The following is a 15,988-nucleotide window of genomic DNA, read 5'->3' on the forward strand; positions in this document are numbered from 1 at the left end:
CCTTATCGGCGGCGCGGCTGCCTCCCCGCCGCTAGCACACCGCGCCTACCCCGGATGGGACCGACCTCACACCGCGCCGGGGGCCGGGTCCTCGTCCCTGAGGTGCTCCAGCGCCAGGGCGATCTCCTTGAGCTCGTCCATGTGTCCGGTCGACACCGCGACGACCAGGCGTTCGCCCGCGTCGATGTCGGGGCGCAGTTGCACCCCGTTGATGGCGAGGAAGACCATGCAGGACACCCAGGCGGTGCGCTTGTTGCCGTCCACGAAGGGGTGGTTGACGGCGAGGGACTGGAGCAGCGCCGCAGCTTTCTCGAACAGGCCCGGGTATGCCTCCTGGCCGAACATGGCGGCCGAGGGGCGGTGTACCGCGGATTCCAGCAGGCCCGCGTCGCGGACACGGACCTGCTGGTCGTCGACCGCCATGTCGGCGATCTCCAGGACGTTCTCGGAGCTGAGGTACACGACGCTCACTTCAGCCGCTCCAGCAGCTCGGCCCACTTGGCGGTCTGCTCCTGCGCGGCCCTGCGCACCAGTGCGTCGTGTGCCGTGCGGGCCAGGTAGTCGTCGACGGCCTTCAGCACTATGGCGTGCATGCTCGCGCCCTCCTCCTCGGCGCGCAGCTTCAGGGCCTCGGTCTGGTCGTCGCGGAGACGCAGGTTCATAGCCATACCAGAACGGTACCACTCGTGGTACCGAACTGGTACTGGACCTTCGCCTGCCGCGGTTCCTGGCTCGCCTACCCCTCGGTCCGCAGGCGGCGGGTGACCTGGATGCCACCGAGGGCGAACACCGCGGCGAGGGCGAAGACGGCGGCGAACGCGGCCGGGTGGGAGCCGCCGGAGGCCGTGGTGGCGGCGTGCGCGGCGACGGTGCCGCCGCCGAGGGCGGCGAAGGCGGCGCCGGCCACGGCGAGGAGCAGGGCGTTGGCCAGGCCGTCGGAGATCTGCAGGGCGGCGGAGTTCACGCCGGCCTCGTGCGGCGGGGACAGCTTGAGCAGCAGGACGCTGGTGGAGGCGATCACCAGGCCCATGCCGAAGCAGCCGACCGCCCACACCGCGGCCACCGTCCAGGCGGGCACCGCGTCGATCAGCACGGCGGGCACGCCGGCGATGGCGAGCACGACCAGCGTCATGCCGAGGGTCACCAGCCGCTCGCGGTGCGGCTGGAGCCGGGGCCGGGACTGCACCCAGGACCCGGTGGCCCAGGTGATGCCGCCGGCCGCCAGGGAGTACCCGGCCCAGGTCGGCGTCAGCCCGCGCTCGGTGACCAGCATCAGCGGGATGAACGACTCCGCCCCGATGAACGCCCCGGACGCCACGCCCCGCAGCAGCACCACGGAGGGCAGGCCGCGCGCCGAACGCCAGGTGCCGGGCGGCAGCAGTCCGCGCACGGCCGGCACCAGCAGGGCCACGCCCAGGGCGGCAGGCAGCAGGGAGATCCACCGCAGGTCCTGCGCGGCGAACTGGAACAGGCCCGCGCCGAGCGAGACAGCGAGCGCGAGGCGGATGCGGCGGGGGTCCGCGGTGATCCCCTCGCCGGCCGGTCCGGACGCGCGGCGGCGGATCTCCGGCAGCGCCAGGGCGAGCGGCAGCAGGACTATCACCGGGATGCCGAGGAACACGTAGCGCCAGCCGAGGTGTTCGGTGACGGCGCCGGAGGCGAGCGGTCCGACCACCGAGGGGACCACCCAGCTCGCGGCGAACGCGGCCATGATGGCGGGGCGCAGCCGCTCGGGGTAGGCGCGGCGGATCACCACGTACAGCGCGACGATCACCAGGCCGCCGCCGAGTCCCTGCACGGCGCGGCCCAGCACGAAGACCCACATCGCCCCGGCCAGCCCCGACACCACCAGGCCCGCGCCGAACGCGGCGATGCCGAGGGCGACGGGGCCGAGCGGGCCGCGGCGGTCGGCCCACTGGCCGGACACCACCATGCCGAAGAGGCTGGTGGTGAAGAACGCGGAGAACGCGAAGGCGTACAGCGCCACGCCGTTCAGCTCGCGGGCGGCGACCGGCATCGCGGTGCCGACGGCGGTCGCCTCGAAGGCGATCAGCAGGACGACGGAGACGATGCCGATGCTGAGGGAGCGGTAGGAGCGGCCGAGCACCGACTCCTCGGGCCGGGTGTCGAGCGGGTCCGGGGCGGCGGCGCCCTCGGCGGGGTCGGCGGAGCCCTTGGCGGGTCCCTGGACGGGGCCCTGGGCGGGTCCCGTGGCGGGTCCCTTGGCGGTGTCGCCGCCGCTGCCGCGCGACGGGCCGAGAGGGCGAGGACGGCTGGTCATGCCGCCACTGTAAGGGGCGCGCCGGACAGTGGCTCCTGTCCTCCCCCCGCGGTCGCCGCGGCGGTTCATGAACGGCGTGTGGCAGTCGTGTTGCACGGGGGCCGGATGCCTTGAGGCCGCGTCCCGGGGGTCGTAGCGTCGTCCTCGTCGCCACACAGGACCGCGTGCCCGAGTGGCCCAGGGACTGGACTGCAACTCCAGGCACGCGGGTTCGAATCCCGCCGCGGTCTCCACCCATCGCGCCCCGCCCGGCCTCCGAGCCCGGCGGGGCGCGGTGCGTCCGCCGACCGCCCGGACGCAGGCGGCTGCGACTGCCGCGACGGGAACCAATTCGGTCGGATGACCGGTACATGATCAGTACACTGTGCGCCACCACCCCGATGCCACGTGCCCGGCCGGAGCGGCCGGCCGCAGGGGTTCGGGCGCCGGTTTCACGGGTTCCGTGCCGGCGAAAGGCGAGACGCATGAGACGGCGACACCCCGCAGCCTGGCCCGCACTGTGCGGCGCCGCCCTGATGGTCGCGGTGGCGGGATGCGGAGCATCCGACGACACCGCGAAGGCCCCCGCCCCCTCGGCGTCAAAGCCGGAGGCGTCCGCCCCGGTCAAGAACGCGCGGCAGGTGAAGCGGGACCTGAGGTTCGCCACGGCGGGCCTCGACGCGAAGACGGACGAGCTGCCCTCCGAGAGCGAGGAGCTCTGCAGGATCGACGCCTTCGCCGTGAGCGAGGAGGTGCCGGGCGAGGCGGAGCTTCGTGCGGTCGTGGACCGGCTCGTCGACCGCGGGTGGAAGATCGACAACAAGGGCGGCGAGGTGTTCACCGACGGCACCTTCCTGACGGCCGGCGCCTGGCGGATCATCACCGGGGCCGACGAGCTGCCCAAGGAGCTCCAGAAGGAAGCGAAGGCGAAGGGCGGCCTCGTGGTGAACGCCTCCGGGCCCTGCGACGGGAAGGTCCCCGAGCGCCTGGACGAGGACGACCCGGCCCTCAGCCCGCCCACGCCGCCCGTTCCGCAGCAGCCGTACTCGCCCCCGGACGCCGACTGACCGGGGGCGAAGGGGCCGGGGGCCCGCGCTACTGTCCTGTGACGACCGCGGCCTGGGGGCGGATGGGGAGGCGGTTGACGAGGCGGCCCGTGGCGGCGCGGACGGCGGAGGCGATGGCGGCCGGCGCGGTCACCACCGGCACCGTGGAGACGGACTTGGCGCCGAACGGGGCGACCACGTCACGCTCCTCGACGAGCCGGACCAGCCGCACGTCCGGCGCGTCCAGCGCGGTCGGCAGCGCGTACCCGCCCAGGTCGGGGTGGCGCACCAGGCCCCGCTGGGTGCGGAGGTTCTCGGTGAGCGCGATGCCCACGCCCTGCGTGAGCCCCGCCTCGATCCGGGCCCGCACCTGGGCGGGGTTCAGCACCCGCCCCACGTCCTGCGCGACCGCCAGCTCGACCACCCGCACCGCGCCGACCTCGACGTCCACGTCGACGACCGCCCGCACCGCGCAGAAGACGAGACCGACGTAGGCGTCGCCCTGCCCGTCCGCGTCCAGCGGCTCCGTCGGGTGGGGGCGGCACTGCGCGGTGGCCCAGAGTTCGCTGCCCTCCAGCGCCTCGACCACCGTGGTGGACAGCAGCCCGTCGTACGAGGTGATCTTCCCCTCGCTGATCTGCAGCAGCTCCGTGGACATGCCGAACTTGTCGGCCAGCGGCTGCAGCAGCTGCGTGCGGACCATCTTCGCGGCGCGCTCGACGGCGCCCGCCGAGACCCAGGTGTGCCGGCCCCGGCTGCCCGCGCCGGCCGGCGGCTGGTCGGTGTCGACGGGGGCGACCACGACGTCCTCGAGGCCGAGGACCTCCTGCACGATCTGCCGGGCCAGCGTGGTGAAGCCCTGCCCGTACTCGACCGCGGCGCACAGCACCGTGCCCACGCCGTCCTTCACCTTCACCGTCGCGGTGGCGACCTCGTCGGAGCCCTCCGCGCCCAGCAGGTGCACCATGCCGAGCCCGTAGCCGACGCCGCGCCGCACCGCGGACGGGTCGCCGGGACCCTCCGGGCCGCCGGGCAGCAGCCACTCCTCGACCGGGGTGTCCTTGGGCAGCTCCGGCATCGGCGCCTCCCGCACCGCGGCCAGCAGCTCGGCGACCGGGGCGGGGCAGGTCACGGTCTGCCCGGTGGGCAGCACGTCGCCGGTGGCGAGCACGTTGCGGGCCCGCACCTCGGCCGGGTCGGCGCCCAGCTTGCGGGCGACCTTGTCCATCTGCGCCTCGTAGGCCGCGCACACCTGCATCGCGCCCTCGCCGCGGACGTACCCGGACGGCGGGTTGTTGGTGCGCACCGCCCAGCCCTCGACGAACGCGTTGGGCACCACGTACGGGCCGCAGGCGAAGGAGACCGCGGCGGCCAGCGCCTCGGCGGAGGAGTCCGCGTACGCGCCGCCGTCCAGCAGGATCTGCGCCTCCACCTTGACCAGCCGCCCCTGTGCGTCGGCGTGGTGCCGGTAGCGCAGCAGCGTCGGGTGGCGGTGGGTGTGGCCGAGGAAGGAGTCCTCGCGGCTCGCCGCCAGTTTCACCGGGCAGCCGGTGCGCAGCGCGAGCAGGCCGAGCGGCAGCAGGAAGGCGGGGTCCTCGCGGTCGGCGTCCGCGCCGGGCACGCCGGTGACGACGACCCTGACCCGCTCGGGCTCCAGGCCGAAGCAGGCGGCGGCCGCGTCACGGTGGGCGTGCGGGTCGGTGGAGCCGACGTAGAACTCGACGCCGCCGTCCGGCCGCGGCACGGCCAGGCCGGCCTCCGCGCCGACGGGGGCGGGGTCCTGACGGCCGATCCGGTAGGTGCCCTCGACGACGATCTCCCCGGTGGCCTCCGGGTCGCCGCGGCGCAGCGGGATGTGCCGCAGCAGGTTGCCGTCGGGGTGCAGCGGCTCGGCCTCGAAGGCGTGCTCGGGATCGGTGACCGGTTCGAGGATCTCGTACTCGACCATCACCGCGGCGGCCGCCATCCGCGCCGTGTCGGGGTGGTCGGCGGCGACCGCGGCGATCGCCTCGCCGTGGTGGCGCACGACCTCGGAGGCGAAGACCGGGCGGTCGCCCCTGCCCCGCCCGTGCAGCGCCTCGCCGGGCACGTCCTCGGCGGTGATCACGGCGTGCACGCCGGGCATCTCGCGGGCGTGCGTGGTGTCGACGGACAGGATCCGCGCGTGCGGGTGCGGGGAGCGGAGCACAGCGGCCCACAGCAGACCCTCGGCCCACAGGTCGGCGGCGTAGGCGAAGGTGCCGGACGTCTTGGCGTCGACGTCGTCACGGGGCACGGACGCGCCGATGCCGTGGAACGGAAGGCCTCCGTCGGCGTCGACGGCGACGGTGTCGTAGCTCACGCGTGGCCTCCGTCCTCGGCGTCCTCGTACACGGCGGCGGACGCGGCGGCCGCGCCGTCGTGGTGATGGCTCTCGCCGCCCGTCCCGGCCTCGGCCTCCGCCTCCTGCCGGGCGCGGCGCTCGGCGACGACCTCCTCCACGGCGTCCAGCACGCCGCCGTAGCCGGAGCAGCGGCAGAGGTTGCCGCTGAGCGCGGTGCGGGCGTCCAGGCGGGTCGGCGCGGGGTTGCGTTCGAGCAGGTCGTGCACGGTCATCGCCATGCCGGGGATGCAGAACCCGCACTGCACGGCCCCGCAGCGGGCCAGCGCGCGCTGCACGTCGGAGGGCTGCCCGGTCTCGTCCGGCAGTCCCTCGACGGTGCGCACCTCGCTGCCGGCCGTGGTCACGGCGGGCACCAGGCAGGAGGCGACCAGCCGGCCGTCCACCTGCACGTTGCAGGCGCCGCACTCGCCCTGCGAGCAGCCGTCCTTGGCGCCGGCCAGGCCGAGCCGCTCGCGCAGCACGTAGAGCAGCGACTCGCCGAGCCACGCGTCGGTGACGGGGCGGTCCGCGCCGTTGACGCGCAGCACGTAGGAGGCGAGGGGGTGGTCGTCGTGGAGCGGGGCGTGCAGGGGCGGCTCGTCGTCGGCGTCCGTGTCCGACGCGGCCTCGTCGGCCGCGTCGGCCGCGTAGGGATCGGCGACCTCCACGGCCCCGGCGTGCTCGGTCACGGGCGCCTCGCCCGGGACCTCGTCGGAGGGCGCGGCGCCGGTGTCCTCGTGCCCGGGGGCCTGCGGCGGCCGCTCCGAGGCGTCCTCGGGGTGCTGCTGCGGGATCCACGCCTGGGCGTGGTCGGACTCCCAGGCGCCGGGGGCGTGGGCGGTGTTCCACGCGCCGGTGTCGTAGGGCTTCTCGGTCTGTCCCCACTGGTGGCCGGCGTCCGGGTAGCCCGCGGCGTCGGACCACTGGGCGGGGATCTCCTGGCTCTGCGGCGCCGCGGCGGCCTGGTGGTGGCCGGTGTCCTGGTGCGGGCCCGCGTCCGGCGGGTGCGGCACGGCGTCCGGCTGGTGCCAGGCGGCGGGCGGCGTGGGCGCGGCCGGGTCGGCGGTGTCCGCGGCGTGCGGGACCGCCGTTATGCGCGGCGGCACGAAGCCGTGGCCGGGGGCGGCGAGCAGCGCGTCGATGCCGCCCTCGGGCAGCTGCACGAAGGCGGTGGCGCCGTCGTCGTACTCGCCCTGGGGCAGCGGGTCCCAGCGGCTCGGGCCGCCCGGGGTCTCGTTCCCCTCGTGCTGGTCGTCGGTCACGACAGAGCCCTCCCCAGTGCTCGCCGGGCCAGCGCGGCGACGGTGCGCCGCAGGTGCAGGACGGCGGGCGGCAGCTGCTGCACGGAGCCGTCCTCGGCGGGGGCCGGGTCGGGGATGCAGGCGGCGGCCACGTAGTCGCCGAAGGCGGTGACGGCGTCCGGGACCAGGGCCCGGTTGTCGTCCCAGTCGATGAGGCCGGCGATCCACTGCTCGGCCTCCAGCGGCCGCAGCGGCATCGGGGCGACGGCCCCGACCGCGCAGCGCACCGAGCGGCGGGCCGGGTCGAGGACCAGGGCGACGGAGGCGCTGGCCCGGCCGGGGCCGGTGCGGCCGGTCGCCTTCAGGAACACCTGCGGGGCGTGCAGCAGCGGGACCCGCACGTAGCCGATCAGTTCGCCGCCGCGGAGCATCTCCACGCCGGCCAGCAGGTGGGAGACGGGCACCTCGCGGCGGGCGCCGCCGGGGCCGGCGACGATCACCGTGGCCTCCAGCGCGGCCAGCACCGGCAGCGCGTCGCCGGTGGGCGCGGCGGAGGCGATGTTGCCGCCGAGGGTGCCGGCGTTGCGGATCTGCGGCGGTCCGGCCGTGCGGGCGGCGGCGGCCAGGCCGGGGATCAGCGCGGCGAAGTCGGGGCGGCCCATGCGGGCGTGGGTGAGACCGGCGCCGAGCAGGGCGTGTCCGTCCTGGTACTGCCAGCCGCGGATCTCGGCGATGCGGCCGAGGCCGACGAGGGCGGAGGGGCGCAGGCGGCCGGAGTTGACGGCGGCCATCAGATCGGTGCCCCCGGCGACGGGGACGGCGGTGGGCGTGGCGGCGAGCGCGTCGACGGCCTCGTCCAGCGAGGCGGGCAGGGTGACGGCCTGCGGCGCCTGCGGCGCGTGCGGTGTGTGCGTGGTCAAACCGGCTTGCCCCTTCCCGCTTCCCCCGGCCTGGAACCGCCTCGTGCCTGTTCCGCGGCCTATGGCCGTACGGTACGTGCTGACAGGGCGGACGTGGCAACTCTGGCACATCCCCGTGCCCACCTGTCGCCACCCCCCGCTCCTTTGCCGGGCATGCCGCCCGGGGATCGCGGCGGTCGGCGGCGGGGCCCCGGCGCCCGGCACGGCGCGCCACGGCCCTTGCGGCAAGCGGCGCGTCACCGCCCCCGGCAGCAGACGGCTCACCGCCCGGGCGGGAGCGGCGCGTCACGGCCCCTGCGGCAAGCGGCGCGTCACCGCCCCCGACGGCAGGCGGCGCGTCACGGCCCCGGCAGGGGGCGGCCGGCCAGGCCGGGGCGGCGCTGCCAGGGGTGGGGCCCGTCGACGGGGCGGTGTTCGACGCCGAAGGCGCCCAGGCGGGGCAGGTGGGCGGCGAGCCGTTCGGGGAAGTCGCGCCGGTCCGCGGACCAGACGACCTCGGCGAAGGCCGCGAGCCGCGGGAAGAGCTGGTAGTCGGCCCGCCGGCCGTCCTCGACGACCTCGGTCCACAGGTTGGCCTGCGCCCCCAGAACCCGCTCCGGGTACCCGGCGAGCTCGCCGGGCGCCGGGTCGAAGGCGTGGACGTCCTCCACCGTACGGACGAACCCCAGCGGCACCGGTTCGTCGTCACCCGCCGCCTGGCGGTGGTCGAGGTACACGTGCTGCTCGGGGCAGACGACCACGTCGTGGCCGGCCCGGGCCGCCGCGAGACCGCCCTCGTAGCCCCGCCACGACGACACCACGACCCCGGGCGGCAGCGGGCGGCCGCCGTCGAGGATCTCGTCCCAGCCGGTCATCCGCCGGCCCCGCTCGGCCAGCCACCGGGCGAAGTGGCCCATGAACCAGGCCTGAAGCCCGTCCTCGTCGCCGACGCCCAGCTCGCGGATCCGCGCCTGCGCCACCGCGGAGGCGCGCCACTGCTCCTTGGGGCACTCGTCCCCGCCGAGGTGCACGAAAGGCGACGGAAAGATCTCCAGAACCTCCTCCAGCACCTCCTCGTAGAAGCGCAGCACCCGCTCGGTGGGGGCGAGGACGTTCGGGCTGATGCCCCAGGTGTCCCACACGCCGAGCGCGGCGGTGTCCACCACGTCGGTGTTGCCCAGCTCGGGGTAGGCGGCGACGGCGGCCTGCGAGTGCCCGGGCAGGTCGATCTCGGGCACGACGCTCACGTGCCGCGCCGCCGCGTAGGCGACGATCTCCCGCAGGTCGTCCTGGGTGTAGAAGCCGCCGTGCGGGCGCTCGTCCCACAGCGGGGAGGCGCGGTGGCCCAGCTTGGTGCGCGGGCGCCAGGCGCCGGCCTCGGTGAGCCGGGGGTGGCGGCGGATCTCGATCCGCCAGCCCTGGTCGTCGGTGAGGTGCAGGTGCAGGACGTTCAGCTTGTGGGCGGCCATCAGGTCGACGATCCGCAGCACGCCGTCCTTGGGCATGAAGTGCCGGGCGACGTCGAGCAGCAGCCCGCGCCAGCGGAACCGGGGCGCGTCCTCGATCCGCACGGCGGGGACGACGGCGGCCTGTCCGGGGCGCACGGGGGCGCGGCGGAAGGCGTCGGGCCCGAGCAGCTGACGCAGCGTCTGGGCGCCCCAGAAGACGCCGGCCGGGGATCCGCCCACGATCTCCACGCCGGTGTCCGCGCCGGCCCGCAGCCGGTACGCCTCGGGCGCGAGGCCGTCGTCGAGCAGCAGGCGCAGGCCGCGGTCGGCGGGGCCGGGCGGCAGCGGCAGCGCGTACACGGCGCCGAGGACGGAGCGCAGCCAGTGGGCGACGTGCTCGGTGCCGGGCGCCGCCCACAGGGTGGTGTCCTGCTCCAGCACACAGCCGTGACCGCCGGGGAGCCCGGCGGTCACGGGGAGCGGCACGAGGCCGGCGGTGTTCGTTCGGCGCATGGTCACGCGGCGCGGACGGGGCGGGGGTCCGGCTACTTGCCGCCCTTGCCGCCGCCCTTGCCGCCCTGGTCGTCGCCGCCGGCGCCCATGGACTCGTAGATCTCCTTGCACATGGGGCACACCGGGTACTTCTTGGGGTCGCGCCCCGGTACCCAGACCTTGCCGCAGAGCGCCACGACGGGCGTGCCGTCCAGCGCGCTCGCCATGATCTTGTCCTTCTGGACGTAGTGGGCGAAGCGCTCGTGGTCGCCGTCGCCGTGCGACGTCTTCGGGGTCGGTTCGACCAGCGTGCCGGTGCCGGTGCCGCGCTCGGGCTCGAGAGTGCTCATGGGTGCCAAGAGTACCGGGACGAGTGCCGGTGGCGGCAGGGCCAAACGCCGCTTCCGGGCGGCCCCGCGGGCGTCAGTTGAGGGAGGGGTCGTCCGGGTAGGTGGCGATCATGGCCAGCTCGCCGCGCTGGCGGCGCAGCACGTCACGCCACAGCCGCTCGGGGGCGGGCGAGGAGACGTCCCCCGGTTCGGACTCGACGACGTACCAGGCGCCCTCGGTCAGCTCGTCCTCCAGCTGGCCCGGACCCCACCCGGCGTACCCGGCGAAGATCCGCAGCGAGCCGAGCGCCGCGCCCAGCGTCTCGGGCGGCGTCTCCAGGTCGACCAGGCCGATGGCGCCGTGCACCCGCCGCCAGCCCGGCGGGCCCTCGCCGCCCGGGACCACGGCGACGCCCAGCGCGGAGTCGAGCTGGACCAGCCCGCCCTGGAAGACGACCGGCGGTTCGCCCGCGTACCGCGCCCAGTCGTCGAGGATGTCGGCCACGTCGACCGGCGTCGGCCGGTTGAGCACCACGCCCAGCGTGCCCTGGCCGTCGTGGTCGAGCAGGAGCACCACGGCGCGCGCGAAGTGGGGGTCCGCCAGCGCGGGCGTCGCGACGAGCAGCCGGCCTGTGAGCGAGGACACCTCGGTCATGCCCGCCATGATGGCGCATCGGGCCGGCCTGGGAAGCGCCGGAGGGGGTACCAGGGTGAACGACACGTTCCGGTGACGCCGTGTACGCACCTCGTTCCCCACCGTTCACCTGCGTGCCGGCCGGCCGATCGCCGACGGAGGCCAGGGTGCGGGCTCCCGGGCTCGGACTTCCGTCAACGCGGCGGGCGGCCATTACGCTAGCTCTCCGGACGCGCCCCAGAAACGGCCTTCCGGCCCCCTGCCCATCCGATCGGAACGCGAGATTCATGACCGTCAACGGCTCTGACGACGTACTCCTTGTCCATGGCGGCACCCCGCTGGAGGGCGAGATCCGTGTCCGCGGTGCGAAGAACCTCGTGCCGAAGGCCATGGTCGCCGCCCTCCTCGGTTCCGGCCCGAGCCGGCTGCGCAACGTCCCCGACATCCGCGACGTCCGCGTCGTGCGGGGTCTGCTCCAGCTGCACGGCGTGACGGTCCGTCCCGGCGAGGAGCCGGGCGAGCTGGTCATGGACCCGTCCCACGTGGAGAGCGCGAACGTCGCCGACATCGACGCGCACGCCGGCTCCTCCCGCATCCCGATCCTGCTGTGCGGCCCGCTGCTGCACCGCCTGGGCCACGCCTTCATCCCGGGCCTGGGCGGCTGCGACATCGGCGGCCGGCCGATCGACTTCCACTTCGAGGTGCTGCGGCAGTTCGGCGCGCGCATCGAGAAGCGGGCCGACGGCCAGTACCTGGAGGCCCCGCAGCGGCTGCGCGGCACCAAGATCCGGCTGCCCTACCCGTCGGTGGGCGCCACCGAGCAGGTGCTGCTGACGGCCGTGCTGGCCGAGGGTGTGACCGAGCTCTCCAACGCGGCGGTCGAGCCGGAGATCGAGGACCTCATCTGCGTGCTGCAGAAGATGGGCGCGATCATCGCGATGGACACCGACCGGACCATCCGGATCACCGGTGTCGACGAGCTGGGCGGCTACACCCACCGCGCCCTGCCGGACCGCCTGGAGGCCGCCTCGTGGGCCTCCGCGGCGCTGGCCACGCGCGGCAACATCTACGTCCGCGGCGCGCAGCAGCGGTCGATGATGACCTTCCTGAACACCTACCGGAAGGTCGGCGGCGCCTTCGAGATCGACGACGAGGGCATCCGCTTCTGGCACCCCGGCGGCGAGCTGAAGTCGATCGCGCTGGAGACGGACGTCCACCCCGGTTTCCAGACGGACTGGCAGCAGCCGCTGGTCGTCGCCCTGACGCAGGCCACCGGCCTGTCGATCATCCACGAGACGGTCTACGAGTCCCGCCTCGGCTTCACCTCCGCGCTGAACCAGATGGGCGCGCACATCCAGCTCTACCGCGAGTGCCTGGGCGGCTCCCACTGCCGGTTCGGGCAGCGGAACTTCCTGCACTCCGCGGTGGTGTCGGGCCCGACCCGGCTGCAGGGCGCGGACCTGGTCATCCCCGACCTGCGGGGCGGGTTCTCGTACCTGATCGCCGCGCTGGCCGCCGAGGGCACCTCGAAGGTCCACGGCATCGAGCTGATCAACCGCGGCTACGAGAACTTCATGGAGAAGCTCGTCGCCCTGGGCGCCAAGGTGGAGCTCCCCGGCAAGCCGCTCGGCTGAGCCGGCGGGCCCCGGGCCCCGCGCGCACGCAGAAGGGCGGCCACCCCCCAGGGGGTGGCCGCCCTTCACGCTGCCTGAGCCGGCCGGGTCACTTGCCCTTGGCGGCTTCCTTCAGCTTGCTGCCCGCGGAGACCTTGACGCTGTAGCCGGCCGGAATCTGGATCGGCTCACCGGTCTGCGGGTTGCGGGCGGTGCGAGCGGCACGGTGGGTGCGCTCGAAGGTCAGGAAGCCGGGGATCGTGACCTTCTCGTCGCCCTTGGCGACGATGTCGCCGACAACCTCGGCGAACGCGGCCAGAACGGCGTCGGCGTCCTTGCGGGTCACCTCGGCGCGGTCGGCCAGCGCGGCCACCAGCTCACTGCGGTTCATGTTCTTACTCCCGTGTTTCTTCTTGCCGTTGAGGCGGGCCACGCGGCCAGGCCGCATGTCGGGCACAGCGAAGCCGATGCTGCCAGGGTCACCGGAGAGCCCCACGCACCCGGGTCCGTGGTCGGACCCTCGCGCCCAGAGAGGCATCCTGCCCCCACCTGCGGCGCTAAAGCCAATCCGGCACCGACGAACACGGCGGGGAGTCACACGTACGCGTGGCGTGGCCACCGCACGCGGCGGCTCCGGCCGCGATGCCCCCTCACGTTACGTCCTGCCGCCGACAGTGTCCGCCCCGCCCCGCCGGACGGGTCCGGCGGGGCGGGGCGGAACCCGGGCGGGTCAGCCCTGGACGGACTCCGCGGCCCGGCGGACCGCCCCGGCGACCGCTCCGGCGACCTTGTCGTTGAAGACGCTCGGGACGATGTAGTTCGCGTTCAGCTCGTCCTCGGTGACCACGTCGGCCAGCGCCGTCGCGGCGGCCAGCATCATGCCGGTGTCGACCGTGCGGGACTGCGCGTCCAGCAGGCCGCGGAAGACGCCGGGGAAGACCAGCACGTTGTTGATCTGGTTCGGGAAGTCGGAGCGGCCGGTGGCGACCACCGCGGCGGTCTGCCGGGCGACCGCCGGGTCGACCTCCGGGTCGGGGTTCGCGAGCGCGAAGACGACGGCGTCGTCGGCCATCGCGGCCACGTCGGCGCCGTCCAGGACGTTGGGGGCGGAGACGCCGATGAAGACGTCCGCGCCGCGCACGGCCTCCTTGAGGGTGCCGGTGAGGTTCTCCGGGTTGGTGTTGTCGGCGATCCAGCGCAGCGCCGAGCCGGGCTCGGCGTCGACCAGGTCGTGACGGCCGGCGTGCACCACGCCGTGGATGTCGGCGACCACGGCGTTCTTCACGCCGGCCGCCAGCAGCAGCTTCAGGATGGCGGTGCCGGCCGCGCCGGCGCCGGACATGACGACGCGGACGTCGTCGATGGGCTTGCCGACCACCCGCAGCGCGTTGGTGAGCGCCGCCAGCACCACGATGGCGGTGCCGTGCTGGTCGTCGTGGAAGACCGGGATGTCCAGGGCCTCGCGCAGGCGGGCCTCGATCTCGAAGCAGCGGGGCGCGGAGATGTCCTCGAGGTTGATGCCGGCGAAGCCCGGGGCGATCGCCTTGACGATCTCGACGATGGCGTCGGAGTCCTGGGTGTCCAGGCAGATCGGCCAGGCGTCGATGCCCGCGAACCGCTTGAAGAGGGCGGCCTTGCCCTCCATCACCGGAAGGGCGGCCTTGGGGCCGATGTTGCCGAGGCCCAGCACGGCCGAGCCGTCGGTGACGACGGCGACCGCGTTGCGCTTGATGGTCAGGCGGCGGGCGTCCTCGGGGTTCTCCGCGATGGCCATGCACACCCGCGCCACGCCCGGCGTGTAGACCATGGAGAGGTCGTCACGGTTGCGAATGGGGTGCTTCGACGCCATCTCGATCTTGCCGCCGAGGTGCATGAGGAACGTACGGTCGGAGACCTTGCCCAGCGTGACGCCCTCGATGGTGCGCAGGTTCTCGACGATCTCGTCGGCGTGCGCGGTGGAGGTGGCGGCGATCGTGACGTCGATCCGGAGCTTCTCGTGCCCCGAGGCGGTGACGTCGAGGCCGGTCACCGAGCCTCCGGAGGACTCCACGGCGGTGGTGAGCTGCGACACGGCGGTTCCGCTCGCGGGCACCTCCAGCCGGATGGTCATCGAGTAGGAGACGCTGGGCGCCGTTGCCATGGCGGAGTTCCTCTGCTTTCGCGTGTACTGCGTGTACTGCTGTTGTCGCCGTTGCCGCAGGTGCGGCCGCCGCTGCCGCCGCGAGGCCGGGCGTCGTCGCCGAAGGCGGGCGGCGGGCGGTGGCGGAATCGAATCTGCCGTCCGATCGTCGCACCTACCGACGAGTAGGCGTTAGTCGGGGGAGGTTCGTCACAGTTCACCCGGGAAGGCGCCGAAAGGCCCCGTCCGCCCGCGGCCGCCCGCGGCCGCGTCCGGGAACGACGAGGACCCATGCCGCCCGTGGGTGACATGGGTCCCTGATTCCCTGAAGTGGAGAGGTGACACCGACCCGCCATGCTCGCCTCGCGGCAAGTGGTCGCTCGTAGCGACGAAGGTTGGGCCCGGGGGCTTGGATCGGGCCGGTGTCACGTTCAAGGCTAACAAACGCTTCCGGCCACGCCAGGGTCGCGGGGCGTTTTCCGCCACCGTGGCCGAGGATCACCGGACGGTCCGTAAACCTTCCGTTACGCAATCGTTGTCCGGAGCAAAGCGGGACAAGGCCGTCAACTGATCCTTTCGCGTCTTGACCGTGATCACTTAGGGACAGGAAGCTCGCTCTCTCGGCCACACTCATCCGCTTCTGTGCCAGAGGTGCCCCCATGTCTCACCGCTCACTTCCCCGTTGGGCCTCCGCGCTTCCCCTCGCGGCGACCCTCCTGCTCGCCGGCGCGGCCGTCCCCGCCGCTGCCACCGGCGCGGAGAACCACACCGAGCAGATCCGCCAGGACCTGCCCCTCACGGCCGGCGGCTTCCAGAACGGCGACTGCCCCACCGTTCCCGCCGGCAAGGACGGCTGGCACTTCGTGCTGCCGGGCAACTCGACCGTCTTCACCAAGCTGACCGTCACCTTCGAGCCCGGTGGCGAGCAGGTGATCACCGACTTCGGCCCGCCGAGCGACAAGCACGCCTACGCGGCCTCCGAGCCGGGCGCGAAGCTGGTCGCGGCCGTGGCCGAGACCGAGGGCGCGGACGTGAAGTACTTCAACCTCTCCCACACCTGCCCCGCCTCCGCCGCCCCGGAGCAGCCGGGCGAGGAGAACCCGGGTGGGGAGAACCCGGGCGAGGAGAACCCGGGTGGGGAGAACCCGGGCGAGGAGAACCCCGGCGGGGAGAACCCGGGCGAGGAGCAGCCGTGCGAGGAGCAGCAGGGCGGCGCGGGCGACGAGCAGGACTGCCAGACGCCGCCGTGCACCGGCACCGGTGACGAGCAGGACTGCGACGAGCAGCCCGGCGGCGGCACCGAGGGCGGCGCCACCGGTCAGCCGACCGAGGCGCCGACCGGCGCCGAGCCGACGCAGGAGGCCACCGCCGCTCCCGCCGAGGGCGACCTCGCCGAGACCGGCGCCGGTCCGGCCGTCGGCCTCGCCTTCGCCGCGGCCCTGCTGCTGGCGGCCGGCGGCGCGATCGTGATCCGCAACCGTCGCGCGGGTGCCGGCAGCTGACGCCCCGCACACGCCAGGAGGCCCGGACCGCGCTCGCGGTCCG

General features: G+C 74.4%; 14 protein-coding genes and 1 tRNA gene. 4 read left to right on the forward strand and 11 right to left on the reverse strand.

Features of this window, described 5'->3' with window-relative positions; translation table 11 throughout:
- Positions 1 to 66: 66 nt before the first annotated feature.
- The 3 genes from ABT026_RS12860 to ABT026_RS12870 all read right to left on the reverse strand — a co-directional run bounded on the left by ABT026_RS12860 (position 67) and on the right by ABT026_RS12870 (position 2,281).
- The gene (locus tag ABT026_RS12860; protein WP_351114252.1) at positions 67 to 471 is read right to left on the reverse strand and encodes a type II toxin-antitoxin system death-on-curing family toxin; all 405 of its coding nucleotides are present in this window, start codon (positions 469 to 471) and stop codon (positions 67 to 69) included.
- Complete coding sequence (locus tag ABT026_RS12865) at positions 468 to 668, reverse strand: CopG family transcriptional regulator (protein WP_351114253.1); 201 nt, start codon at positions 666 to 668, stop codon at positions 468 to 470. The genes ABT026_RS12860 and ABT026_RS12865 overlap by 4 nt, the downstream gene beginning before the upstream one ends.
- A gap of 68 nt (positions 669 to 736) precedes the next feature.
- A complete protein-coding gene (locus ABT026_RS12870; protein WP_351114254.1) occupies positions 737 to 2,281 on the reverse strand; it encodes an MFS transporter in 1,545 nt (514 codons plus the stop codon).
- 158 nt (positions 2,282 to 2,439) lie between these two features.
- Between ABT026_RS12870 and ABT026_RS12875 the strand changes: the two genes are divergently transcribed.
- Together ABT026_RS12875 and ABT026_RS12880 are read left to right on the forward strand one after the other, a co-directional pair.
- A tRNA-Cys gene (locus ABT026_RS12875) sits at positions 2,440 to 2,514 on the forward strand.
- A 231-nt stretch (positions 2,515 to 2,745) separates the two neighbouring features.
- Complete coding sequence (locus ABT026_RS12880; protein WP_351114256.1) at positions 2,746 to 3,327, forward strand: hypothetical protein; 582 nt, start codon at positions 2,746 to 2,748, stop codon at positions 3,325 to 3,327.
- 28 nt (positions 3,328 to 3,355) lie between these two features.
- On the opposite strand, the gene ABT026_RS12885 is transcribed toward ABT026_RS12880, so the two are convergent.
- The 6 genes from ABT026_RS12885 to ABT026_RS12910 form a co-directional block, all read right to left on the reverse strand.
- The gene (locus ABT026_RS12885) at positions 3,356 to 5,647 is read right to left on the reverse strand and encodes a molybdopterin cofactor-binding domain-containing protein (protein WP_351114257.1); all 2,292 of its coding nucleotides are present in this window, start codon (positions 5,645 to 5,647) and stop codon (positions 3,356 to 3,358) included.
- The gene (locus ABT026_RS12890; RefSeq protein ID WP_351114259.1) at positions 5,644 to 6,930 is read right to left on the reverse strand and encodes a (2Fe-2S)-binding protein; all 1,287 of its coding nucleotides are present in this window, start codon (positions 6,928 to 6,930) and stop codon (positions 5,644 to 5,646) included. Before ABT026_RS12890 ends, ABT026_RS12885 begins: the two co-directional genes overlap by 4 nt.
- Positions 6,927 to 7,940 (reverse strand): FAD binding domain-containing protein, encoded by a 1,014-nt coding sequence (locus ABT026_RS12895; protein WP_502967960.1) that lies wholly within the window; start codon positions 7,938 to 7,940, stop codon positions 6,927 to 6,929. The genes ABT026_RS12890 and ABT026_RS12895 overlap by 4 nt, the downstream gene beginning before the upstream one ends.
- Before the next feature lie 227 nt (positions 7,941 to 8,167).
- Positions 8,168 to 9,769, reverse strand: a complete 1,602-nt coding sequence (locus ABT026_RS12900) for a beta-N-acetylhexosaminidase (RefSeq protein ID WP_351114261.1) — start codon at positions 9,767 to 9,769, stop codon at positions 8,168 to 8,170.
- A 32-nt stretch (positions 9,770 to 9,801) separates the two neighbouring features.
- Positions 9,802 to 10,098, reverse strand: a complete 297-nt coding sequence (locus tag ABT026_RS12905) for a DUF3039 domain-containing protein (protein ID WP_170145114.1) — start codon at positions 10,096 to 10,098, stop codon at positions 9,802 to 9,804.
- Positions 10,099 to 10,171: 73 nt separating this feature from the next.
- Positions 10,172 to 10,732, reverse strand: a complete 561-nt coding sequence (locus ABT026_RS12910) for a YqgE/AlgH family protein (RefSeq protein WP_351114262.1) — start codon at positions 10,730 to 10,732, stop codon at positions 10,172 to 10,174.
- A 266-nt stretch (positions 10,733 to 10,998) separates the two neighbouring features.
- On the opposite strand from ABT026_RS12910, the gene murA reads away from it, so the two are divergent.
- A complete protein-coding gene (murA, locus tag ABT026_RS12915; RefSeq protein WP_351114263.1) occupies positions 10,999 to 12,345 on the forward strand; it encodes a UDP-N-acetylglucosamine 1-carboxyvinyltransferase in 1,347 nt (448 codons plus the stop codon).
- 88 nt (positions 12,346 to 12,433) lie between these two features.
- Here murA and ABT026_RS12920 read toward each other — a convergent pair whose 3' ends face one another.
- Positions 12,434 to 12,715, reverse strand: a complete 282-nt coding sequence (locus ABT026_RS12920; protein ID WP_108955122.1) for an HU family DNA-binding protein — start codon at positions 12,713 to 12,715, stop codon at positions 12,434 to 12,436.
- 339 nt (positions 12,716 to 13,054) lie between these two features.
- On the reverse strand, positions 13,055 to 14,464 hold the full coding sequence (locus ABT026_RS12925) for an NAD-dependent malic enzyme (RefSeq protein WP_351114264.1): 1,410 nt from the start codon (positions 14,462 to 14,464) through the stop codon (positions 13,055 to 13,057).
- 638 nt (positions 14,465 to 15,102) lie between these two features.
- Here ABT026_RS12925 and ABT026_RS12930 point away from each other — a divergent pair.
- Positions 15,103 to 15,945, forward strand: coding sequence for an LAVTG motif-containing sortase-dependent surface protein (locus tag ABT026_RS12930; protein ID WP_351114265.1), 843 nt, complete (start codon positions 15,103 to 15,105; stop codon positions 15,943 to 15,945).
- The last annotated feature ends 43 nt before the right edge of the window (positions 15,946 to 15,988 follow it).

Source organism: Streptomyces sp. NPDC002734 (assembly GCF_040295685.1).
In the GTDB taxonomy this organism is placed as follows: domain Bacteria; phylum Actinomycetota; class Actinomycetes; order Streptomycetales; family Streptomycetaceae; genus Streptomyces.